Consider the following 21,064-nt stretch of genomic DNA (forward strand, 5'->3'; position numbering starts at 1 on the left):
GGCGGCCGGCTGCTGCTTCGCCCGCCGCAGCTCCCAGCGCCAGGCGAACACCGGCGTGGCGGTGATCAGCATCGCGAACGACGCCCAGATGATCATCGCGGGGTGGGAGTGGCCGAAGTAGTAGCCGGCGGCGATCGAGCCACCGAAGATCAGGACGAAGTACCAGTGGTACCGGAACGTCCCGAACCAGCGGTCCGGGCTCGCGGAGTCGCCCTTGGGCGTGACCACGAACTTGCTCTTGCGGCGCAGCACCGAGTCGATCAGCGCCTTCGCGTACAGCGGCGCCGACAGCGCGGACATCACCATGCCGGCCACACCGCCGGAGCCCTCCGGCTCGTGCGGGGAGACGTTGTGGCGGCGGTTCCAGACGTACAGGCCGATCTGCAGGGCGGAGGCGTTGCCGTACAGCATCAGCCAGACCGCCGGGTCGATGTTCACACCCGAGGCACCGAGGCCCAGGAACAGCGCACAGCTCAGCGCCGCGAGGATCCAGTTCAGGGCCGACATCGGATAGAAGATGATCATCATCGTGTAATTGAAGAGCTTGGTCGGCGGCAGCGAGTACCAGCCCTTCCAGTACTGCTTGAGGATCGTCTCGTACGTTCCGCGCGACCAGCGCATCTGCTGGGTGAAGAAGTCCGTCCAGGCGCTCGGGCCCTCACCGACCGCGAGCACGTCCGGCGTGTACACCGAGCGCCACTTCCTGCCGGTGGCCGGGTTGCGGTGCCGGTGGATCTCGAAACCGGTCGCCATGTCCTCGGTGATCGAGTCGTACAGCCCGCCGATCTGCTTCAGCGCCTTGATCCGTACGGCGTTGGAGGTGCCGACGAACATCGGGGCGCCGTAGCGGTTGCCGGCCCGCTGGATCAGCGCGTGGAAGAGGAACTGCTGCGACTCGGCGGCCTTGGTGACGAACGTGTCGTAGTTGCCGTACACCTGCGGGCCGATCACGAAGCCGACGTCCGGGTCGCGGAAGAAGCCGAGCATCCGCTCCAGGTAGTTCGGCAGCGGTACGTGGTCGGTGTCGACGGACGCGAAGAAGTCGTAGTCGTCGCCGTGGGCGTCGAGCCAGGCGTTGTAGTTGCCGTGCTTGGTCTTGGCGCGGTGCGGACCCTTGGCCTGGTTCCACTTCGCGACGCCCTTGCGGGAGAAGTGGTGCACGCCGAGCCGGGCGCAGACATCCTTGACCGCCGGGTCGTCGCCCTCGTCGAGCAGCCAGACGTGCATCAGGCCCCGGTGGCGGATCCTCACCGCCGCCTCCAGGGTCTTCGTCACCATCTCCAGCGGCTCCTTGCCGGGCACGAAGGAGGTGAGGAAGGCGACTCTCGTGCCGATCTCCGGCACCACCGGTATCGGGTCGCGGGCGACCAACGTGGCGTGCGCGTTCGACAGCACGTTCATACAGCGGAAGAACTCGATCAGACCGATCGACACCAGCATCACGACGTCCAGCGCGGGCAGGAAGTCGTACGCCGGGTAGTCGCGTTGGGTCCAGTGCGCGGGCTGGAGCAGCCAGACCAGCAGGACCAGCGAGAGCAGAGGCGCGGCCGCCAGCATCAGGGCCACGCGGACGCGGTGCGGCTCCTGGGAGATCAGTGAGCGGTACCGCACCTTGTACGGCTTGTCGGGATCGGGCTCGGTGAGGGGGCCGGCCAGCCGGCTGTAGTGCTCGTAGTCGTACCGGGGCAGGGTCTTTCTGATCCGGCGGAACGTTCCCGTGGTGCTGGTCCGGTGCGCAGGCACCCTGAGCGTCATGAGTCATCCCCCCACACGCGGCTGAAGTCCGCGTGTCCCTCCGTAGACATGGAACTGCGCGACGTCCCGGTCGCGTGACGCCCCCCGGCATCACTCCATGAACGGGGCCCCCTCCCCGCACCACCTGCAACCGGTTTCTATCCCCCCAATTGGCGCGCATCCGCGGCCTGTTGAAAACCAGGGTTCTACGCCGTTCTGCATGATCGCAAGATGGGATACAGGGTATTTACCCGTTATACGGGCTCATTCGGACGCAAGTTGGTGTCTGCTGGTGCGCTTGAGAGCAGTCGGGTACGAATGTGGCGGAAGTGGTCTCTTATGGCTTCCTCGGCGCGGAGCGAGTCGCCGGACCGGACCGCGTCCAGGATCTCCCGGTGCTGTCGGCAGGTGATCCGCGGGTCCTGCGGCACCTCCACAAGGTCCCTGCTCACCCGGTGGAAGGCGTCCCAGAACGCCTCCAGCACCTCGCTCAGCAGCACGTTGTCCAGGCCTCGGTAGAGGGTGGCGTGAAAGGCCCGGTCGGTCTCGGCGAGGCCGGTACCCTGTGCGGCCCGCTGATCCATCCGGTCCACGAGAGCTTCCAGTTCCACGAGGTCCGGCTCCGGGAGCCGCCCCGCGAGCCGGGACACCAGTCCCGTCTCCATCGCCTCACGCAGCTCCAGCAGCTGCAGCAGGCTGTCCTCGCCCCGGTGGTGCCCGGTGACCGTGCGGAAGGCGAGGCCCTCGATCATCGGGGCGAGGGACATACGGCCGACATAGGTGCCGAAGCCGTGCCGTATCTCGACGATCCCCATCGCCTGGAGGGCCTTCAGCGCCTCCCGGACCGAGTTCCGGCTCGCCCCGAGGAATGCCATCAGCTCGGGCTCGGTCGGCAGCGGCGCCCCGGAGGCCAGCCGGCGGTCGACGATGAGCTTCTTGATCCTCTCCTGGAGGTCACGCGCTGCCATGGCCAGAGGGTAACCGGCGATAACCGAGGAGGACCCTCTTCCGACCCTCTTCCGCCCATGCAGAAGGCCCCTCACCACGGTGAGAGGCCTCGCTGTCGAGTGCGCCGCCAGGGACTCGAACCCCGGACCCGCTGATTAAGAGTCAGCTGCTCTAACCAACTGAGCTAGCGGCGCGTGCTGACGTCGTTAACTCTACATGACCTCTCGGGGTGCTCCGGACCGCCGGGGAGGGGCCCCACCGGGCCCGGGACGGGATGCCGTACATCATTCGGACCGTCAACATGCGCGCCCGGAAGACAGTTGTGAAACTGATCAACGTGCACTGGCCCGGAAATTCCCACCTGGAGTGTGAGGGGAATCGCATGGAAACTCCAGTATTCGAGGAAATCGATCCCGCGAGCGACTGCGACTGCCCCGGATGCGCCCACTGGCGCCGCGTACTCCCGCATTCCGCCCCCCGCCGCCTCACCGCCCACCCCGCCGCCCGACGTGCCCTCGCCCTGGCCGCCGTGACCTCCACGGCCCTCGGCGTCGGCTGCACCGCACCGGCTCTCGCCGCCGCCCACGCCCCCCTGCGACCCGGCGTTCCCGCAGGTGACGAGCCTCAGAGCCCCCAGGGCGGACGGGCCCCGCTATACGGCCCGGCCGGGACACCGGTCAAGCCGTTGGACGCCGGGAAGATCCCCGAGATCACCCGCGCGAAGATCATCGAACGCGCCCAGAAATGGGTCGACGCCAAGGTGCCGTACAGCATGACCTCCTACTGGGAGGACGGTTACCGGCAGGACTGCTCGGGCTTTGTCTCGATGGCCTGGAGCCTGCCGCAGAACGAATGGACCGGCTCGCTCCACACCTTCGGCACCCGCATCACCAAGGCGGAACTCCAGCCCGGCGACATGCTGCTCTTCCACAACCCGGACAACCCGCAGAACGGCTCGCACGTCGTCCTCTTCGCCGGCTGGACCGACTACACCCGGACGGGCTATGTGGCCTACGAGTCGACCCGCCCGCATGCTCGTCGGCAGATCACCCCGTACGCCTACTGGAAGAACTCCGACCGATACGTCCCGTATCGCTACAAGGGTGTAGTGGAGGAACCACCAGCGACGCCGCCCGTGACGCCACCCGCGACCCCGCCCGCGACGCCGTATCCGGGCCGGGCGATGTTCCGGCCCGGCGCGAACAACCCGTATGTCACGCAGCTCGGCCACCAGCTGGTGAAGAAAGGATTCGGCAGGCACTACCCGAACGGGCCGGGCCCGCGCTGGGGCGAGGCGGACCGGCGCGGCGTCGAGGCCTTCCAGCGCACCCAGGGCTGGCGGGGCGGCGCGGCGGACGGCTACCCGGGGCCGGAGACCTGGCGGCGGCTCTTTTCCTGACCGATTTGCCCCCCCGTACGGCCTGTTCCCGCGGATGACCCGTCCCCACGCACGACCTGTCCCCACGTACGAACGCATCTGGCGCGGAGGCTGGAGACACGCATGACCACGACCACTCCCCAGACCCCCGACCCCGGGGGAGCCGAGCAGAACCCGCCGCCCCCGGCCCGGCCGGCCCGGCTGATCCAGAACGAGGCGACCACCGAGATCCCCGTCCATCTGCTGTTCCGCGACGACCCCGACCCAGTGTCCGTGCAGCTGCGGCCCGCCGTGGTGAACCGTCGGCAGGGCACCGGCGAGCAGCCCCGGCTGCGCCGCCCGGTTCCGTCGCGGGCCCGGCCGGTGCCGCAGGTCGACCCCGCCCTGGTGGAGCGGCCCGCGCGGGTGCTGCCCGCGACGGTGGGGCTGCTCGCCGGTGCCGCCGGGGCGGCCGGGTGCGCGGTCACCTCGTGGTGGGCGGGCACACTGCCGCCGGTCGTGGCGGCGGCGTTGGGGCTGCCGGTGTCCGCGGGGGCCGGGCCGGGTCCGGCACAGTGGGCGGCGTATGCCGGGGCCGGGGCGCTGGGGCTGTTCGGGTTCGGCGGGCTGACGCGGGGGCGGACCGGGCGGGCCTGGGTGCTCGGGCTGTTCGGCCGCTACCGGGGGACCGTCCGGCGGACGGGTCTGATGTGGGTCAACCCGCTGCTGCTGCGCCGCGGGGTCGACGTACGGCTGCGGCACTGGCGCAGTGAGCCGATGCCCGCGGCCGACGGGAGCGGGGTCGCGCTGCGGGTGGTGGTGCTCGTGGTGTGGCGGGTGCGGGACACCGCCCGGGCGGCGCTGGCGGTGGAGGACCACGAGGCGTATCTGCGGGTGTGCGTGGAGGCGGCGCTGGCGCGGGTGCCGGTGGAGATGCCGGGCGCGGCGCGGCCCGCGGTGGACGCGGCGGCCGACGCGCTGACCCGGCTGGTGGCGGCGGACGCGACACCGGTGGGGCTGGAGGTGTTCTCGGTGCAGCCGGTGCGGGTCGAGTACGCACCCGAGGTGGCCGCGGCGATGCACCGCCGCCGGATCGCGGCGCTGGACGCCCAGCACCGGGCGAGCGTGCTGACGTCGGTGGTGGACTCGGTGGAGGACACGGTGACCCGGCTGACCATGCGGGGGCTGGTGGAGCTGGACGACGACGAACGCAAGGTGCTGGTGAAGGACTTGACGGTGGCGTTCTGCGCGGGGCGGGGAGAAACAGGTCCGTGATTGGTATGGACATGTTCAACTAACGGCCATACGCTCAGACTTGGTCTAGACCTGCAAGCTCACTGAACTTCCCCCACGTTCTCCAGGAGCGGCAGTATGCGCAAAAAGACCAAGTTGTCCGCCGCGATGGTGGGTCTCGCGACCACCGGCGCTCTCGTACTCTCCTCCGGCGGAGCAAGCGGCCACGGCTACACCGATCTGCCCATCAGCCGGCAGAAGCTCTGCCAGAACGGCACGGTGACCAACTGCGGCCCCATCCAGTGGGAGCCGCAGAGCGTCGAGGGCCCGAAGGGCTTCCCGGCCGGCGGCCCGGCCGACGGGCAGATCTGCAACGCAGGACTGGGCCAGTTCGCCCAGCTCAGCGCACCGAGGACGCCGTCCGGCGCCGCCTGGCCCGCCACCAAGGTGAACGGCGGTCAGAGCTACACCTTCCGCTGGCAGTTCACCGCCATGCACGCCACGACGGACTTCAAGTACTACGTCACCAAGCCGGGCTGGAACCAGAACCACAACCTGGCCCGCTCCGACCTCAACCTGACCCCGTTCCTCACGGTCCCCTACGGCGGCCAGCGCCCGCCGCAGACCCTCTCGCACAGCGGCACACTGCCGTCCGGGCTCAGCGGCCGGCATGTGATCGTCGCGGTGTGGACGATCGCCGACACGGCCAACGCGTTCTACGCCTGCTCGGACGTCACGTTCTGAGCGCGCCGGACACGCGAAGGAGCCCCCCGCTCACCGCGAGGGGCTCCTCTTCTGTGCGCCGCCAGGGACTCGAACCCCGGACCCGCTGATTAAGAGTCAGCTGCTCTAACCAACTGAGCTAGCGGCGCATGACTCCCGCCGTCCGCGTTCCGCGGTCGGCGACGTAGAAAATACTACCTGGTCCGCGGGGGTGCTCCCGACCACCGCCCGCGCACTAGATCGCCAGGGAGAGCAGCACCGGCGTCGCGCTGCGGTTCAGGGTGTCCGCCGCCCGGCGCAGCCGGTGGGCGTGCTCGACCGGGAGGGACAGGGCCAGGCAGCCCACCGAGGAACCGGCGGTGATCGGGACGGCCGCGCAGACCGTGCCGATCGCGTACTCCTGCAGGTCGAGCACCGGCACCGTCGGCGGCTGGGCCTCCAGGCGGGAGAGCAGCACCTTGTCGCTGGTGATCGTGCGCGAGGTGAGTCGGGCCATCTTGTGCCGGGCCAGATGGTCGCGGCGGCCGGCGTGGTCGAGCTGGCCGAGCAGGCTCTTGCCGACCGCCGTGGCGTGCGCGGAGTAGCGGAAGTCGACCCACTCGTTGACCGCCGGGGTGGCCGGGCCGGCCGCGTACTGGGTGACCCTGACCTCGCCGTCGAGGTACCGGCTGATGTACACGGCCGCCCCGACGGAGTCCCGGAGCCGGTCGAGGGTGCGCTGGAGCTGCTCGTGCAGGGCCTCGTCGCGGTTGTGCGCCGAGCCGAGGCGGGCCAGCGTGGCGCCGGTGACATATGCGCCGTCCGTGACCTGTTCGACGTACCCCTCGCGGCGCAGCATCCGCAGCAGTCCGGTCAGCCGCTCCGCGCCGAGGCCGGTGTGGCGGGTGATCTCGGCGACGGTGACACCGACGGGGTGCCGCGCCACCGCCTCCAGGACGCGCAGCGCGTCCTGGGTCGAGTGGTACGGCGCGGTCGGCTCGACCCTCATGGCAGCTCCCCTCGCTATGGCGTCGCCGGACACGTGCGGGCCGGCCGGGGGTCCGGGGGTTGTCCCCCGGGATAACACAGCAGCGCCACGGTGTCCCCCCTGCGCGCTCGCTTCCCGTCCAGGGCCTGTCTTCAACGATAACCGGCAAGAGGCCGGTAGCGAGCGGCAGTTGACGAGATTGCGACCCTCTCAGCAGGGGCGTAACCGCGTGGCATATGCCACTGACGCGAGCCATTCGAGATGTCACAGCACTGCGCTGAGGAACTCCCTCGTCCGCTCGTGATCGGCGTCGCCGAAGATCTTCTCCGGCGGGCCCGACTCGATGACCCGCCCCGAGTCGAACATCAGGACCTGGTCGGAGATGTCCCGGGCGAAGTTCATCTCGTGGGTCACACAGAGCATCGTGATGTCCGTGGAGCGCGCGATGTCCCTGAGCACGTCCAGGACACCGGCCACCAGCTCCGGGTCCAGCGCCGAGGTCACCTCGTCGAGCAGCAGCACCTGCGGCCGCATCGCCAGCGCCCGCGCGATCGCCACCCGCTGCTGCTGCCCGCCGGACAGCTGGGACGGCTTGGCGTCGCACTTGTCGGCGAGGCCCACCAGGTCCAGCAGCTCCCGGGCGCGCGCCTCCGCCTCGTCCTTCGACAGGCCGAGCACGGTGACCGGCGCCTCGGTGACGTTCCTCAGCACGCTCATGTTCGGGAACAGGTTGAACTGCTGGAAGACCATCCCGATCTTCTTGCGGACCTCACGGATCTGCTTCTCCGACGCCGGGAAGAGCTGCTCCCCGTCGACGGTGATCGTGCCCTCGTCCGGCTTGGCCAGGGTCATCAGCAGCCGCAGGATCGTGGTCTTGCCCGACCCGGACGGCCCGATCAGGGTGACGTGCCTTCCTGCGTCGACGGAGAAGTCGAGGTGGTCGAGGACCGTGTTGTCCCCGAACCGCTTGGTGACCTGCTCCAGGCGGATCAGCGGGGCGGGACCGCTATGGGTGCCGTCGGCGGGCTGCTTGTTTGTTTCAACGGACAAGACGTCGCTCCAGGGTGCGCAGAAGTACGGAAGCCAGATACGAGACGAGGATGAAAGCCACGCCGATCACGGTGAGGGGCTCGGTGAACCGGAAGTGCTCCTGGGAGAAGAGCCGCGCCTGGCCGAGCATGTCCAGCACGGTGATCGCCATGAGCAGCGGAGTGTCCTTCAGCATCGAGATCACGTAGTTCCCGAGCGCGGGCACCACCCGGCGGACCGCCTGCGGCAGGATCACCACCTGCCAGGTCCGCACCGTCGGCAGGCTGAGCGCCGTCGCGGCCTCCCACTGCCCGGCGGGCACCGCCTCGATACCGGCCCGGTAGACCTGCATGGTGTACGTCGAGTAGTGCAGGCCGATCGCGAAGACACCGGTGGTCAGCGCGGAGAACGTCAGTCCCCACTCGGGCAGCACGTAGAAGAGGAAGAACAGCTGCACCAGCAGCGGCGTGTTCCGCACGAACTCCGTGAACACCCCGACCGGCCAGCGCACCCAGCGGCTCGGCGTGCGCATCAGCAGCGTCCACACCAGCCCCAGCGCGAACGAGATCAGCGACCCCAGCACCAGCGCCTGCAGGGTGACGAGCAGGCCGTCCCAGAACTGCGGCATGAAGTCGCGGACGGCTTCCCAGTCCCAGTTCATCGGGCCACCCCCGCCTTGAGTCGTTGCTCAAGACCGCGCATCAGGCGGGTGAGCAGGAACGCGATCACGAAGTAGATGAGCAGCACGTACGTGTAGATCTCCGCGCTCTCCTGCAGGGCGAGCCGCACCAGGTTGCCGCTGAACGCCAGGTCGCCCATGCCCATGATCGACACCAGGGCGGTGCCCTTGAGCAGCTCGACCAGCAGGTTGGAGAACGGCGGGATCATCTCCGGCACCGCCTGCGGCAGCAGGATCAGCCGCATCCGCTGCCACGGCGTGAAGCTGAGCGCGATCCCGCCCTCACGCTGCGCCGGGTCGACGGAGTTCAGCGCGCCGCGCACGATCTCCGAGCCGTACGCCCCGTAGGTCAGCCCCAAGGCAAGGGTGCCCGCCCACAGCGGTACGAGCTGCCAGCCGAAGGCGGGCGGCAGCACGAAGAACACCCAGAAGATCATCACCAGTGCCGAGGTGCCGCGGAACACCTCCGTGTAGAAGCCCGCGGCGAACCGCACGATCCACAGCCGGTGGGTGCGCGCGACACCGACCACGAAGGACACCACCGCGGCCAGCAGCGCGCTGAGGACCAGCAGCTGGATCGTGGTCCAGGTCCCCGTGAGTACCAGTTCCCAGAGTCCCGAGGTCATCCGCCGCACAGCTCCTTCGCCGTCAGGTCGGTCATCTCGGTCTCGGTGAAGCCGAACGGCTTGAGGATCCGGAAGACCTCGCCGCTCTTCTTCATCTTGTGCAACTCGACGTTGAAGGCGTCCCGCAGCTTGGTCTCGGTGGGCCGGAACGCGAAGGCGCCCCCGGCGAGCTGCGGCTTGCCGTCGATGATCGGGGTGAAGGGCTTGGTCGCCTCCGCCTTCGCGGACGTCCGCACGACTGTGCGGGAGGTGACCGCGGTGGCGGTGAAGAAGTCGACCCGGCCGGCCTCGACGGCGTTCAGCCCGGCTACCTGGTCGGGGACGATGAGGATGTCGCCGCGCCGGTACCCGGCCTCGACGGCGTGCTCGATCTGGGCGTAGCCGGTCCCGGTGGCGATCCGCGCCTTCTTCGCGAAGGCGTCCTTGTAGTCGCGCAGCCCCAGCGGATTGCCCTTGCGCACGACGAACGCGTCGGGCATCTGGTAGTCGGGGTCCGCGAAGATGACCTGCTCACAGCGTTCCGGGGTGACGTACATCCCGGCGGCCACGACGTCGAACTGCTGCGAGTTCAGGCCGGGGATGAGCGAGCCGAACTCGGTCGGCACGGGCTGCACCCGGTCCACCCCGAGCCGTTTGAAGATCGCCTTCGCCAGCTCGGGCGCCTCGCCGGTCAGCTCGCCGTTCTTGTCGATGTACCCGAAGGGGACCTCACCCGCGATGCCCAGGCGTACGACACCGGCGGCTCGCATCCGGTCGAGCAGGTCACCGCCGTTCGTACCGGACGCGGTGGCCACGCGGCTGCACCCGGCGGCACCCAGCGCGCCGAGCGCCGCGACCCCCGCGAGCAGCGACCGGCGGGTAGGTCTGGACATGGGGTGGCTGTTTCTGAGTGGTGAAGCCATGGGCGCGCGGCTACCCGAGAGCATGCGATGTATGCCCCCTGGGCACGTGGGAACCCATGAGTGTTCGGTTCATCGAGGTCTCACTGGCCCGGCGCGGGGTGCGCTGCACGGCGAAACTGCTGGACGACCGTGCCCCGTTGACCTGCGCGGCCGTGTGGGACGCCCTGCCGCTGTCCGGTGACGTCTACCACGCCAAGTACGCACGCAACGAGATCTACGCCCTGTTCCCGCCGTTCGCGGAGACGGAGCCACCCCTGGAAAATCCGACAGTTACCCCCATTCCGGGCGACCTGTGTTATTTCACCTTCCCGGGCGCGGAGTTGGGCACGAAGTCCTACGGCTACGACCGCGAGGTCCGCGCCGGTACGACCGTCGTGGACCTCGCCCTGTTCTACGAACGCAACAACCTGCTGCTCAACGGCGACGTCGGCTGGGTGCCCGGCATCGTCTGGGGCCAGATCGTCGAGGGCCTGGATGGCATGGCCGAGGCGTGCAACGACCTGTGGCGCTCCGGAGCGGCGGGGGAGACGCTCAGTTTCCGCCGGATGTGACACCGGCCTCGTACAGGGTGTGCGCCGCCCGCAGCACCAGGTCGTCCCGGTGTCGGGCCGCCACCAGCTGCATCCCGATCGGCAGACCGTCCCCGTCCGTCCCGACGGGCACGGTCGCCGCGGGCTGCTGGGTCATGTTGAACGGGTACGTGAACGGCGTCCAGCCCGTCCACCGCCGGTGCCCGGAACCCTTCGGCACCTCGGCGCCCGCCTCGAACGCGGTGATCGGCAGGGTCGGGGTGAGAAGCAGGTCGTAGGTGTCGTGGAAGCGGCCCATCCGGCGGCCCAGATCCATCCGGATGTCCACCGCGGCCAGATAGTCCAGCGCCGAGTAGCCGGCGCCCTGCGCGCAGATCTCCCGCAGCCCCGGGTCCAGCAGCTCGCGCTGCTCCGGCCCGAGGCGCTGGGTCACGCGGGCGGCGCCGCTGAACCACAGGGTGTGGAAGGCCTCCACCGGGTCGGTGAGGTCGGGGTCGGTCTCCTCGACGTACGCGCCGAGCTCCGCCAGCCGCTGCACCGCCCGCCGTACCGCCGCCGCGACCGCCGGGCGCACCGCCACCTGCCCGCCCAGCGTCGGCGAGTACGCCACCCGCAGCCCGCGCACCCCGCCCGCCAGACCGTCGGTGAAGGCCGCGGCCGCCGGTCCGAGCGCCGACCAGTCGCGGGAGTCAGGATGGCCGATCACGTCCATCAGCAGCGCCGCGTCCGCCGCGTCCCGCGTCATCGGCCCCACATGCGCCAGCGTCCCGAACGCGCTCGCCGGATACAGCGGCACGCGTCCGTACGTCGGCTTCAACGCGAAGATCCCGCAGAACGCGGCCGGGATACGGACACTGCCGCCGCCGTCCGTGCCGAGCGCCAGCGGCCCGGCGCCGAGCGCCACGGCCGCCGCGGCGCCCCCGCTGGAGCCGCCCGCCGTGCGCGTCCGATCGTATGGATGGCGCGTCACCCCGCTGAGCGGCGAGTCCGTGACGCCCTTCCAGCCGAACTCGGGGGTCGTGGTCTTGCCGAGGAACACCGCGCCGTGCTCGCGCAGCCGGGCGACCGAGGGCGCGTCCTCGTCCCAGCGGCCGCCGGGGTCGACGGTCTTCGAGCCGCGCAGGGTGGGGGCGCCGCGCAGCAGCAGGATGTCCTTCACGGTGACCGGCACCCCGTCGAGCAGACCGACCGGCGCGCCGCGCCGCCATCGCTCCTCCGACTCCCGGGCCCGCCGCAGCGCGTCCTCCGCGGTCAGCCGGACGAAAGCGTTCACCTCCGGCTGGATCGCCTCGGCCCGCCGCAGCGCCGCGCGGGTCGCCTCCACGGGGCTGAACTCGCCCTTGCGGTAGCCGTCGAGGAGTCGTACGGCGGTCAGCTCGGTGAGCTCGGTCATCCACCCTCCAAGGGACGTCAGTGTCCGGGTACGTACCCGCGCTGTTTGTCGACCACGTTCGGCAGCGGCCGTCCCGCGTCCCAGGCCTCGTACAACTCCACGAACTGGGCCCCGAGTTCGTCCCGCCAGCCGGCGGTGTCGCCGCTCATGTGCGGGGACACGATCAGGTTCGGCACCTGCCACAACGGGCTGTCCGGCGGCAGGGGTTCGGCGTCGAAGACGTCCAGGGCGGCGCCCGCGATCCAGCGCTTGGCCAGCGCCTCGGCGAGCGCGTCCTCGACGACCAGCGGGCCGCGGCCGACGTTGACGAACCGGGCGGAGGGCTGCATCACGCCGAAGCGGCGCGCGTCGAACATGCCCCGCGTCTGCTCCGTGAGCGGTGCCGCGGCGATCACCCAGTCCGCGCGGGACATCAGCCGGTCCAGGTCGTCGGGGCCGTGGATCCCGGTGCGCGGGGTGCGGCCGACGAGGGCGGTGATGACGCCGAGCGCCTTGAGGGTGCGGGCGATCGCCCGGCCGATCGGGCCGGAGCCGACCACGACCGCCCGGGTCCCGGTGACCTTCTGCGACTCGCGGTGCCGCCAGGTCCGCTCCCGCTGGAGCTGAAGCGTGCGGGGCAGGTCCTTGGCCATCGCCAGGACGAGGGCGGCGACGTACTCGGCGATCGGCTGGTCGAAGACGCCGCGCGCGTTGGTCACCACGGTGTCGGACGCGGCGAGTTCCGGACACATCAGGTGATCCACGCCCGCGCTCGCCGTGTGCACCCAGCGCGGCCGTGGCCCGTCCCCCGGCCAGGCCTCGCGCACCGCGTGCGAGGTGAAGTCCCACACGAGCAGCACATCGGCGTACGGCAGCCGCTCGGCGAGCGTCGAGGCGTCCGCGTGCTCGATCCGGGCGCGGCCGGTGAGGCGGCCGAGCCGGGGCAGCGGGTCGGCGTCCAGGACGAGCAGGGTGGGGGTGGTCATGGGCAGCCGTTTCTCCAGCCGTTCGCGGGGGCGGGCCGAGTGTGGCGGGTCGGCCGGTGACGAGGTGTCAACGGGGTTTAACGGGGTGTTGACCTGGGGGTGATCCGGGCGGATTGACCACGCTCGCACCCGAACCTACCGTCGTCAACACGGGCGTTCCCCACGATCCGTTGCCCACCCGTCTGCCGAGCGTGAGGCCGGTGCCTGCCATGGACGTCGCATTTCTCGGCGGACCGGCTCCGCAGCGCGGGGTCGGTGTCGTCGCCCCCTTCGACTTCGCGCTGGACCGCGAACTGTGGCGCTGGGTACCGGACGAGGTGTCCCTGCACGTCACCCGCACCCCGTACGTGCCGGTCGAGGTCAGCCTCGACCTCGCCCGCCTGGTCAGCGAGCACGAGACGCTCGGCGAGGCGGTGCGCACGCTGAACGCGATCGAGCCCGAGGTGGTCGCCTACGCCTGCACCTCGGGCAGCTTCGTCGGCGGCATCGTCGGCGAGCGCGCGATGTGCGAGGCGATGAGCCGGGCGGGCTCCGTGCCGGCGATCACCACCTCGGGCGCGCTGCTGGAGGCCCTGGTCGAGCTGGACGTCCGGCGCGTGGCGCTGGTGACGCCGTACACGGTGTCGGTGACCCGGGCACTGGAGGGGTACGTGGCGCAGGCGGGCGTCGCCGTCACGGGCTGCGCGTTCATGGGGCTGACCCGGCACATCTGGAAGGTCCCGTACCGCGAGGTCGTGGACATGGCCCGCCAGGCCGTACGCGGCGCCGCCGACGCCCTGTTCATCAGCTGCACCAACCTGCCGACCTACGACGTGATCCCGCAACTGGAGGCCGAGCTGCGCATACCGGTGATCTCGGCCAACCAAGTGACGATGTGGGCGGCGCTGCGCCGACTGGGTACCCGTGCCGTGGGGCCGTATCAGGCGCTGATCGATCCGGCGGCGCGCACCGGCCCCGTACTGCCGGGGCCGGCCCCCGGTGCCGTAGTGCCGGAAGAAGAGCAGCAGCAGGAAGGCTGGACATGACAGCACTGGGATTCCTCTACCCGGGCCACTCCGCCGAGGACGACTATCCGCGCATCGAGCAGCTCCTGGGCAGCGACATCCGGGTGGACCTGGTGCACACCGACATCGGCGAGGACGCCCACCGGGTCGACGCGCTGCGCGAGATGGGCTCCCCGGAGCGCCTCTCGGCCGGTGTCCAGGAACTGCGGCACGCCGGTTGCGAGGCCGTGGTGTGGGCGTGCACCAGCGGCAGCTTCGTGCACGGCTGGGAGGGCGCCCACGAGCAGGTGCGCACCCTGGCCCGGGCGGCCGGCATGCCGGCCTCCTCGACGTCCTTCGCCTTCGTGCACGCGGTACGGGAGCTGGGCGTGCGGCGCGTCGCGGTGGGGGCCACGTATCCGGAGGACGTGGCGGCGTTGTTCGCGGACTTCCTGGGGGCGGCCGGCATCGAGGTGACCGGCGTGCGCAGCTCCGGGATCATCACGGCGGCCGAGGTCGGCACCTGGGGCGAGGCGGAGGTCTTCGCGCTGGCCCGCGCAGCCGACGCGCCGGACGCGGAGGCGGTCCTCCTGCCCGACACGGCCCTGCACACGGCGGCGCACATCCCGGCCCTGGAGAAGGAGCTCGGCAAGCCGGTCCTCACCGCCAACCAGGTCACCGTCTGGGAGGCGCTGCGGCTGGCGGACCGCCGGGTGAACGCGCCGGCGCTGGGGGCGCTGTTCACCAGGGAGCCGATCGTGCAGGTGTGACTGGCAGTGGAATAAGCGGAGACTGTCTCCTGTTAGCGCCGTGAGGACACGGACACCGCACGGCCCAGACCAGGAGGCATCCCTTGCCCGACGACCAGCGCGACGCGCGTGACGAGCACGACGAGATCCGCGGGACCGCCCACGGCACCGCCCCCGTCCCCCTCTCCGTACTGGACCTGGTCACCGTCGGCGCGGGCCGCACCGCCACCGACGCCCTGCGCACCAGCGTCTTTCTGGCCCGCCTCGCGGAGGCCCGCGGCTTCCACCGGTACTGGGTCGCCGAGCACCACTCCATGCCGGGCGTCGCCTCCTCGTCCCCGGCCGTGATCCTCGCCCACCTCGCCGCCCACACCGACCGCATCAGGCTCGGCTCGGGCGGTGTGATGCTGCCCAACCACGCCGCGCTGGTGATCGCCGAGCAGTTCGGCACGCTGGAGGCGATGGCCCCCGGCCGGATCGACCTGGGCCTCGGCCGCGCCCCCGGCACCGACGGCGCCACCGCGGCCGCCCTGCGCCGCACCGACCGGCTGAACGAGGGCGCCGACGACTTCCCCGAGCAGCTCGCCGAGCTGACCCGGTTCCTGGACGACGACTTCCCCGACGGCCACCCCTACCGCCGTATCCACGCGGTCCCCGGCCCGATCCAGGCCACCTCGCCGGGCGGCGTGCAGTCCCCGCACCGCCCGCCGATCTGGCTGCTCGGCTCCTCCGGCTTCAGCGCCCGGCTGGCCGGCCTGCTCGGCCTGCCCTTCGCGTTCGCGCACCACTTCTCCGCGCAGAACACGATCCCCGCGCTCGACCTCTACCGGGAGTCCTTCAAGCCGTCCGCCGTCCTCGACGAGCCGTACGCCCTCATCGGCGTCTCCGCGCTCGCCACCGACGACGAGCGGGAGGCCCGGCGCCAGGTCCGCGCCGCCGCGCTCAGCATGATCCGGCTGCGCACCGGACGGCCCGGACTCGTGCCGACGCCCGAGGAGGCGGAGGCATACGAATTCAGCCCGATGGAACGGGAGTTCGTCACCTCCTGGAACGCCAACGTCATCCACGGCACCCCGGACGAGGTCCGCGCGGGCCTGGACGACCTCCACAAGCGCACCGGCGCCGACGAGTTGATGCTCACGGCCAACGCGCACACCGGCGAGGTACGGCTGCGTTCCTACGAACTCATCGCGGACGCCTACGCGTTGCCGACCGCCTGACCGAACGGGCAGTCCATCAGCTGAGAGATACGATCCGGCGGCACCGGCCGGGAGTACAGCCACCCCTGTCCGGTGTCGCACCCGATCCGGCGCAGCCGCCCGGCCTGCGCGGACGTCTCGACGCACTCCGCGGTGACCGTCAGCCCCAGCCGGTGCGCCAGCTGAATCATCGCTTCGACGATGACCTCGTCGGCCGGGCTCGGGTGGGCGCCGGAGTCCTCGTACTGGAAGCCCCGGACGAAGGACCCGTCCAGTTTCAGCACCGACACCGGCAGTCGGCTGAGGTAGGCGAGGTTGGAGTAGCCGGTGCCGAAGTCGTCGATGGCGATGCGGACGCCCATGTCGCTGAGGGCTTGGAGGGCCTGCAACGGGCGCCCTGCGGAGCCCATTACCGCGGACTCGGTGAGTTCCAGCTGGAGCAGCTGCGGGGCGAGGCCCGTCTCGGCGAGGATCTCGGCGACGTCCGCGACCAGGTCGGAGTCCCAGACCTGGCGTACGGCCACGTTGACCGAGACGAACAGGGGTGGCTCGTCGGGGCGTTCGAGCTGCCAGCGGCGGGCCTGGCGGCAGGCGGTGGCGAGCACCCAGCGGCCCAGCGGGACGATCGCGCCGTCCTCCTCCGCCAATCCGATGAACCGATTCGGCGTCAGCATGCCGAACTGCGGATGGTTCCAACGGACCAACGCTTCCACCCCGCTCAGCCGTCCGTCCGCCATCCCGACCAACGGTTGGTACTCCAGCACGAACTGGCCCCGGTCGATGGCCGGGCGGAGCGTCGAGGCGAGCGCCTGACGGGTCATGCGGTGGGCGTTGCGCTCCGGGTCGAACAGCGTCCAGCGGGACTTGCCGTCCGCCTTCGCCCAGTACAACGTCGTGTCGGCGGCCTGCATCAGACCGGTGGCGGTCGTGCCGGCGGCCTGTCGTTCGACGACGCCGATCGACGCCGACAACGACAGCCGCTGACCGGCCAGATCGAAGGGCTCCTGAAGCGCCGTCAGCACGGACTCGGCCAGGTCGGCGAGTTGCTCGGTGCCCGTGGAGTCCTCCACCAGCAGGGCGAACTCGTCACCGCCGAGCCGGGCCACCAGCGGCGCGCTCGCCCTGCCGTAACCGGCCTCGTCCGCACAGCGGTTGAGGCGCTCGGCCACGGCCGCGAGCAGCCGGTCGCCGACCCGGTGGCCGAGGGTGTCGTTGACCGCCTTGAAGCCGTCCAGGTCCAGATAGCACAGGCCGATCCGGCCGGTGCCGCCGCTTTCGTACGACTCCACGTCCAGGGCGGCCGAGAGACGCTCGAAGAACAGCGTGCGGTTGGGCAGCCGGGTCACCGGGTCGTGCATTTGCAAGTGCCGCAGTCTGCCCTGAAGTTCACGCCGGGCGCTGATGTCGGCGGCGGCCAGCAGGACACCGTCCGCGCCGTCGGGCAGCGGGGCGACGGTGACCTGGACCCAGGCGTTGTGCCCGTCGGGGTGCTTCAGCCGCCGTGCGCAGCGCAGTCTGGCGTCGCGGCCGCGCAGCAGCTCGCGGTACGCGTGCCAGGTGCGGGCGTCGGAGGCCAGGTCGACCAGGTCGGCGGCGACCCGGCCGGTGAGTTCGCCGGGGCCGGTGCCGAGCAGGTCGGCGAGCGCCGCGTTGGCGCTGACCACCAGGCCCTCGCGGTCGACGACCGCCATGGCGAGCGGGGCCGCGGCGAAGGCGGAGCGGTAGGAGTCGGAGGCGTCGGCCTCGGTTCGGCAGGGGTCGTGGGCGTCGGTCCCGGTACGTCGCGACGCCTCGTGGTTACTGTCTGTGACGGCCGGCCCGATGAGGTCTGCCGCGGGCGTCGGCCCTTCGGACGTTCCGCTCACCGCTCGCTCCCGCAGTGCACTCGATCTGCTCGATCTGCTCGATCTCTGTCCGGGCAGGAAAGGGTCAGGAAAGTGTGCCGATCATAGAGGGCCGCCAAGGGCGCTCGCAGCCCACTGTCCAGTGTCGCCGACCGCGCGCGGAACGACCCGCCCTCCCGGCAGATCGTTTCTGCCTGCTCGGGGCCCGGTTCCCCCACGCTGCGGCCGATAGTGACGGTCCGTGAGCGGTCCGGGGGTGTCGGCCGGTTCAGTGACCCCGTGTGGACTGCGGGCACCTCACTCGTCCGGTGCAGGCAAACAGGGCATACAACATTAAATTCACACAGGCTGGATGCGGTGTTCCGCGAACCGCATCCGGAGGTCCATGTGCCGCGCCAGCTGCCCCTGGGGGAACGCACCCGCGAGGCCTTCAAGGGGCTCGGCCGTGCCACCGCCCGCCCCCGACTGCGCAAGCCCGCGGCCGTGTTCACCACCTTGTCGGCGGTCGCGGCGACCTCCCTCATCACCTGCCCCTCGGTCGCCGAGCCCTTTGGAGCCGCGCCCTGCGCGCTCACCCGAACGCAGGCCCACCACTCCGAGGGCCTGGACACCTGGAACACCGCCTATCCACGGCCGACCGGCACGCTGGACGCGGTGATGGTCTTCCTGTCCTTCCCGGACTCCCGCCCGCTGACCACCCCCGCCGAACTGACCGCCGACCACTTCCCGGCCACCAGCAGCTACTTCGAACACGCCTCGTACGGCAAGTTCCGCCTCCACCCGCACCCGCTGCGGCACTGGATCCGCATGCCCCTGCCCTCCACGGCGTACGCCATACAGCGCGACTGGGCGGCCCCGCACCGGGCCGCCTATCTGCGCGACGCGCTCACCGCCGCCGACGACCAGGTCGACTTCTCGCGCTACGACGTCGTCTACTTCGTCGCCGACCCGCACGCACCCGGCGTCGACTCCGACGCCACGAAGGTCGTCAACCTGGACACCCCGCTGCGTGCCGACGGCGCCGACATCCGCCGGGTCGTCACGGTGTTCGAAAACCATCCGCCGGACCGGCTCGTCCTCGCCCATGAGACCGGCCATGTCTTCGATCTGCCCGACCTGTACCACCGCCCGGTCGACGGCAAGGGCGACTGGGACACCTATGTGGGTGACTGGGACCTGATGGGCAGCCAGTTCGGACTGGCCCCGGATCTGTTCGGCTGGCACAAGTGGAAGCTGGGCTGGCTGGGGCCGCGGCAGGTGGTGTGCGTGCAGGGCAGCAGGCCCGTACGGCTGACGCTGGAGCCGCTCGGCGCCGGGCCCGGACTGCCGACGTCCGCCGCGGCCGGCGCCCCGGCCTTCGGGCTGGGCCGGGGGACCAAGCTGGCGGTGGTGCGCACCGGGGCCGACAGCGCCCTCGCCTTCGAGGCCCGCGGCCCGGTCGGCAACGATCAGAACAGCTGCCGGCAGGGCATCCTCGTCTACCGCGTCCACGCCGGGGCCGAGTCCGGCGGCGGCCCGGTCCAGGTGATCGACGCCCACCCGCACACGGAGGCGTGCTGGGAGGGCTCGGTGTACCCACCCCTCGCGGACGCGCCGGTCGCGCTGGGGGAGAGCTTCACCGTGCCCGGGGCGCGGGTGCGGGTGGAGGTGGAGGGGCGTACGGCGTCCGGGGCGTGGACGGTGAAGATCGCGAACGGCTAGCAGCTGCGCCCGCACAGGAAAAAACCCCTCGCTTCTGCGAGGGGCTTTCTCCTTGTCGTGCGCCGCCAGGGACTCGAACCCCGGACCCGCTGATTAAGAGTCAGCTGCTCTAACCAACTGAGCTAGCGGCGCCTGCTGACGTCGTAGACCTTAGCACCCTGGTCGGGGGGAGGAAAAATCGATATCCGCACCGCGGAGCGGGCCGCCCGGACGGCCGCCCAGAGCAGGATTTCGGGGCCCGGGAGCCAGGGGTGACGGGTGTCGGGGGCGACGACCCAGCGGGAGCCGGAGACCTCGGCCTGCCCGGTGGGGGCGGGGACGGTGACCGCGTCGCCGGTGCCGTGGCACAGGAGGGGCGGGACGGCGGCCGTACGGCCGTGGGATCCCGGGCCGGTGGCGCCCCACTCCTCCCACTCCAGCAGCGAGGGCAGCCGCTGAGCCGTGCCCGGCGTGGCGAACAGCAGCATCCGGCCCCGGAACACCGCGACGGGGCCCGATCCCGGGCCCTCGTCCCACAACCGGTCCAGCATCTGCCGCCCGAACATCGCGGGCGCGCTCACGATGTCGAAGGCGGAACCGCAGGGCAGCACCACGGGGGCGTCCGGGCGCTCCTCCCAGAAGGCGAGGGTGCTGCGCGGATAGGTTCCGGCCGAGGCGAGCCAGGCGGCGCCGTCCGAGGTCAGTGTGCTGCTGCTCATGGCATCAATAGGTACCCGGTGTGAACGCTTCGTTTCGTTGAGTTGCCGGAAATCGGGACAGGAGGGCGTGGGAGGGGGTACCTTACGCGGCTGGCATATGCCGAGAGGGTGGGCGAGTCCGGGGCCTTGGGGGAAGCTGCTCAGACGGGATCGGGTCCCCGCGCGTCGGCCCCGCGCAGCAGATCCCGGCCGTACTCCACCATCTTCTTGGCGTAGTCCTCGGTCCACTCGGCCTGCTCGGCGATGTCCGCGGCCGTCAGCCGGTCGAACCGGCGTGGATCGGCGAGCTGCGCCGCCGCCATGGCCTGGAACTCCACCGCCCGGTCCGCCGCCGCCCGGAACGCCTGCGTCAGCTCCGTGGCCCGCGCCAGCAGCGTCCGGGGGTCGTCGATCGACTCCAGGTCGAAGAAGTGCTCCGGGTCGGAGGCCGCCTCCGCGGGCTCGAAGAGCAGGGGCGCGGGGCGTAGCCGCGGTTCGTTCCGACGCGGCGTGGGCTCCGCCATGTCCTCATCTCCTCCTCGTACGGTTCCGATGGCGCCGCCTGTTCAGGGCGGGCCACCCTCAATTCTCTCGCGCCCGCGCAAGGGGGCCGTGGGGCGGGCCGCCCGGCGCGTTTCGGGGCGTGCTGTGGCAGGCGGCGCGGTGTCGTTCATGGTCGCCACTTCACCCGGTGCTCGGCGAGGTGGGCCAGCACGGCGTGGTTCGCCTCCCAGCCGTCGGGGCTGTATTCATTGGCCGCCTCCGGCGGCGTGCCGGACTCCGTCCGGCGGTTTGCGGCGTGGCAGGCGGCGCCGGTTGGGTGGT

The 21,064-nt window shown here is 70.9% G+C and carries 20 protein-coding genes and 3 tRNA genes; 8 read left to right on the forward strand and 15 right to left on the reverse strand.

Annotated elements, in window-relative coordinates; genetic code table 11:
• From SSP24_RS39940 to SSP24_RS39950, 3 genes are all read right to left on the reverse strand, one after another.
• A partial coding sequence (locus SSP24_RS39940) for a glycosyltransferase family 2 protein (RefSeq protein ID WP_141315792.1) occupies nt 1-1,755 on the reverse strand: 1,755 nt, incomplete at its 3' end.
• A 233-nt stretch (nt 1,756-1,988) separates the two neighbouring features.
• Nucleotides 1,989-2,702, reverse strand: a complete 714-nt coding sequence (locus SSP24_RS39945) for a FadR/GntR family transcriptional regulator (RefSeq protein WP_141315795.1) — start codon at nt 2,700-2,702, stop codon at nt 1,989-1,991.
• 100 nt (nt 2,703-2,802) lie between these two features.
• Nucleotides 2,803-2,876, reverse strand: a tRNA-Lys gene (locus tag SSP24_RS39950).
• Nucleotides 2,877-3,064: 188 nt separating this feature from the next.
• Here SSP24_RS39950 and SSP24_RS39955 point away from each other — a divergent pair.
• From SSP24_RS39955 to SSP24_RS39965, 3 genes are all read left to right on the forward strand, one after another.
• Nucleotides 3,065-4,081, forward strand: coding sequence for a peptidoglycan-binding protein (locus SSP24_RS39955; RefSeq protein WP_141315797.1), 1,017 nt, complete (start codon nt 3,065-3,067; stop codon nt 4,079-4,081).
• Between the two features lie 102 nt (nt 4,082-4,183).
• Nucleotides 4,184-5,314, forward strand: a complete 1,131-nt coding sequence (locus SSP24_RS39960; RefSeq protein WP_141315799.1) for an SPFH domain-containing protein — start codon at nt 4,184-4,186, stop codon at nt 5,312-5,314.
• A 96-nt stretch (nt 5,315-5,410) separates the two neighbouring features.
• Nucleotides 5,411-6,016 carry a lytic polysaccharide monooxygenase auxiliary activity family 9 protein gene (locus SSP24_RS39965; protein ID WP_141315801.1) on the forward strand — a complete coding sequence of 202 codons (606 nt, stop codon included), beginning with the start codon at nt 5,411-5,413 and terminating at the stop codon, nt 6,014-6,016.
• A gap of 54 nt (nt 6,017-6,070) precedes the next feature.
• Here SSP24_RS39965 and SSP24_RS39970 read toward each other — a convergent pair.
• From SSP24_RS39970 to ehuB, 6 genes are all read right to left on the reverse strand, one after another.
• Nucleotides 6,071-6,144: transfer RNA gene (locus SSP24_RS39970), tRNA-Lys, on the reverse strand.
• A gap of 86 nt (nt 6,145-6,230) precedes the next feature.
• Nucleotides 6,231-6,983, reverse strand: a complete 753-nt coding sequence (locus SSP24_RS39975) for an IclR family transcriptional regulator (RefSeq protein ID WP_141315803.1) — start codon at nt 6,981-6,983, stop codon at nt 6,231-6,233.
• A 243-nt stretch (nt 6,984-7,226) separates the two neighbouring features.
• Entirely contained in the window at nt 7,227-8,012 is a 786-nt protein-coding gene (ehuA, locus tag SSP24_RS39980) for an ectoine/hydroxyectoine ABC transporter ATP-binding protein EhuA (RefSeq protein ID WP_141315805.1), read from the reverse strand.
• Nucleotides 8,002-8,652, reverse strand: coding sequence for an ectoine/hydroxyectoine ABC transporter permease subunit EhuD (gene ehuD / locus SSP24_RS39985; RefSeq protein WP_141315807.1), 651 nt, complete (start codon nt 8,650-8,652; stop codon nt 8,002-8,004). The genes ehuA and ehuD overlap by 11 nt, the downstream gene beginning before the upstream one ends.
• The gene (ehuC, locus tag SSP24_RS39990; protein WP_141315809.1) at nt 8,649-9,296 is read right to left on the reverse strand and encodes an ectoine/hydroxyectoine ABC transporter permease subunit EhuC; all 648 of its coding nucleotides are present in this window, start codon (nt 9,294-9,296) and stop codon (nt 8,649-8,651) included. Before ehuC ends, ehuD begins: the two co-directional genes overlap by 4 nt.
• Complete coding sequence (ehuB, locus tag SSP24_RS39995) at nt 9,293-10,168, reverse strand: ectoine/hydroxyectoine ABC transporter substrate-binding protein EhuB (RefSeq protein WP_167529848.1); 876 nt, start codon at nt 10,166-10,168, stop codon at nt 9,293-9,295. The genes ehuC and ehuB overlap by 4 nt, the downstream gene beginning before the upstream one ends.
• A gap of 86 nt (nt 10,169-10,254) precedes the next feature.
• On the opposite strand from ehuB, the gene SSP24_RS40000 reads away from it, so the two are divergent.
• Entirely contained in the window at nt 10,255-10,749 is a 495-nt protein-coding gene (locus tag SSP24_RS40000; protein ID WP_141315813.1) for a DUF3830 family protein, read from the forward strand.
• Here the strand turns inward: SSP24_RS40000 and SSP24_RS40005 are convergent.
• Nucleotides 10,730-12,121: an amidase gene (locus SSP24_RS40005; protein ID WP_141315815.1), complete on the reverse strand. Its 1,392-nt coding sequence runs from the start codon at nt 12,119-12,121 to the stop codon at nt 10,730-10,732. The two genes, SSP24_RS40000 and SSP24_RS40005, sit on opposite strands and share 20 nt — an antisense overlap.
• Before the next feature lie 17 nt (nt 12,122-12,138).
• Nucleotides 12,139-13,086 carry a D-2-hydroxyacid dehydrogenase gene (locus tag SSP24_RS40010; RefSeq protein ID WP_141315817.1) on the reverse strand — a complete coding sequence of 316 codons (948 nt, stop codon included), beginning with the start codon at nt 13,084-13,086 and terminating at the stop codon, nt 12,139-12,141.
• A 209-nt stretch (nt 13,087-13,295) separates the two neighbouring features.
• On the opposite strand from SSP24_RS40010, the gene SSP24_RS40015 reads away from it, so the two are divergent.
• From SSP24_RS40015 to SSP24_RS40025, 3 genes are all read left to right on the forward strand, one after another.
• Nucleotides 13,296-14,111 (forward strand): maleate cis-trans isomerase family protein, encoded by an 816-nt coding sequence (locus SSP24_RS40015; protein WP_141315819.1) that lies wholly within the window; start codon nt 13,296-13,298, stop codon nt 14,109-14,111.
• Nucleotides 14,108-14,839: a maleate cis-trans isomerase family protein gene (locus SSP24_RS40020; protein WP_141315821.1), complete on the forward strand. Its 732-nt coding sequence runs from the start codon at nt 14,108-14,110 to the stop codon at nt 14,837-14,839. The genes SSP24_RS40015 and SSP24_RS40020 overlap by 4 nt, the downstream gene beginning before the upstream one ends.
• 83 nt (nt 14,840-14,922) lie before the next feature.
• Nucleotides 14,923-16,038 (forward strand): LLM class flavin-dependent oxidoreductase, encoded by a 1,116-nt coding sequence (locus SSP24_RS40025; protein ID WP_141315823.1) that lies wholly within the window; start codon nt 14,923-14,925, stop codon nt 16,036-16,038.
• On the opposite strand, the gene SSP24_RS40030 is transcribed toward SSP24_RS40025, so the two are convergent.
• Complete coding sequence (locus SSP24_RS40030; RefSeq protein WP_141315826.1) at nt 16,017-17,882, reverse strand: putative bifunctional diguanylate cyclase/phosphodiesterase; 1,866 nt, start codon at nt 17,880-17,882, stop codon at nt 16,017-16,019. The genes SSP24_RS40025 and SSP24_RS40030 overlap by 22 nt on opposite strands.
• A gap of 336 nt (nt 17,883-18,218) precedes the next feature.
• Here SSP24_RS40030 and SSP24_RS40035 point away from each other — a divergent pair, with 336 nt between their 5' ends.
• Nucleotides 18,219-19,562 carry a M6 family metalloprotease domain-containing protein gene (locus tag SSP24_RS40035; protein ID WP_167529849.1) on the forward strand — a complete coding sequence of 448 codons (1,344 nt, stop codon included), beginning with the start codon at nt 18,219-18,221 and terminating at the stop codon, nt 19,560-19,562.
• 58 nt (nt 19,563-19,620) lie between these two features.
• Here SSP24_RS40035 and SSP24_RS40040 read toward each other — a convergent pair.
• From SSP24_RS40040 to SSP24_RS40050, 3 genes are all read right to left on the reverse strand, one after another.
• A tRNA-Lys gene (locus SSP24_RS40040) sits at nt 19,621-19,694 on the reverse strand.
• Complete coding sequence (locus SSP24_RS40045) at nt 19,685-20,269, reverse strand: bifunctional DNA primase/polymerase (protein WP_373306715.1); 585 nt, start codon at nt 20,267-20,269, stop codon at nt 19,685-19,687. The genes SSP24_RS40040 and SSP24_RS40045 overlap by 10 nt, the downstream gene beginning before the upstream one ends.
• Nucleotides 20,270-20,400: 131 nt before the next feature.
• Nucleotides 20,401-20,763, reverse strand: a complete 363-nt coding sequence (locus SSP24_RS40050; RefSeq protein ID WP_141315832.1) for a DUF8844 domain-containing protein — start codon at nt 20,761-20,763, stop codon at nt 20,401-20,403.
• Nucleotides 20,764-21,064: the final 301 nt, after the last annotated feature.

Origin of the sequence: Streptomyces spinoverrucosus, from assembly GCF_006539505.1 — a bacterium.
GTDB lineage: Bacteria > Actinomycetota > Actinomycetes > Streptomycetales > Streptomycetaceae > Streptomyces > Streptomyces spinoverrucosus.

What these genes read in the sequence shown, in the direction of transcription:
- SSP24_RS40005 (WP_141315815.1), bottom strand. Translation starts at nt 12,121, where the DNA reads ATGACCGAGCTCACCGAGCTGACCGCCGTACGACTCCTCGACGGCTAC.
- ehuD (WP_141315807.1), bottom strand. Translation starts at nt 8,652, where the DNA reads ATGAACTGGGACTGGGAAGCCGTCCGCGACTTCATGCCGCAGTTCTGG.
- SSP24_RS39945 (WP_141315795.1), bottom strand. Translation starts at nt 2,702, where the DNA reads ATGGCAGCGCGTGACCTCCAGGAGAGGATCAAGAAGCTCATCGTCGAC.
- ehuB (WP_167529848.1), bottom strand. Translation starts at nt 10,168, where the DNA reads ATGTCCAGACCTACCCGCCGGTCGCTGCTCGCGGGGGTCGCGGCGCTC.
- SSP24_RS39965 (WP_141315801.1), top strand. Translation starts at nt 5,411, where the DNA reads ATGCGCAAAAAGACCAAGTTGTCCGCCGCGATGGTGGGTCTCGCGACC.
- SSP24_RS40015 (WP_141315819.1), top strand. Translation starts at nt 13,296, where the DNA reads ATGGACGTCGCATTTCTCGGCGGACCGGCTCCGCAGCGCGGGGTCGGT.
- ehuC (WP_141315809.1), bottom strand. Translation starts at nt 9,296, where the DNA reads ATGACCTCGGGACTCTGGGAACTGGTACTCACGGGGACCTGGACCACG.
- SSP24_RS39955 (WP_141315797.1), top strand. Translation starts at nt 3,065, where the DNA reads ATGGAAACTCCAGTATTCGAGGAAATCGATCCCGCGAGCGACTGCGAC.
- SSP24_RS40000 (WP_141315813.1), top strand. Translation starts at nt 10,255, where the DNA reads ATGAGTGTTCGGTTCATCGAGGTCTCACTGGCCCGGCGCGGGGTGCGC.
- SSP24_RS40010 (WP_141315817.1), bottom strand. Translation starts at nt 13,086, where the DNA reads ATGACCACCCCCACCCTGCTCGTCCTGGACGCCGACCCGCTGCCCCGG.
- SSP24_RS39960 (WP_141315799.1), top strand. Translation starts at nt 4,184, where the DNA reads ATGACCACGACCACTCCCCAGACCCCCGACCCCGGGGGAGCCGAGCAG.
- SSP24_RS40020 (WP_141315821.1), top strand. Translation starts at nt 14,108, where the DNA reads ATGACAGCACTGGGATTCCTCTACCCGGGCCACTCCGCCGAGGACGAC.
- SSP24_RS40050 (WP_141315832.1), bottom strand. Translation starts at nt 20,763, where the DNA reads ATGGCGGAGCCCACGCCGCGTCGGAACGAACCGCGGCTACGCCCCGCG.
- SSP24_RS39975 (WP_141315803.1), bottom strand. Translation starts at nt 6,983, where the DNA reads ATGAGGGTCGAGCCGACCGCGCCGTACCACTCGACCCAGGACGCGCTG.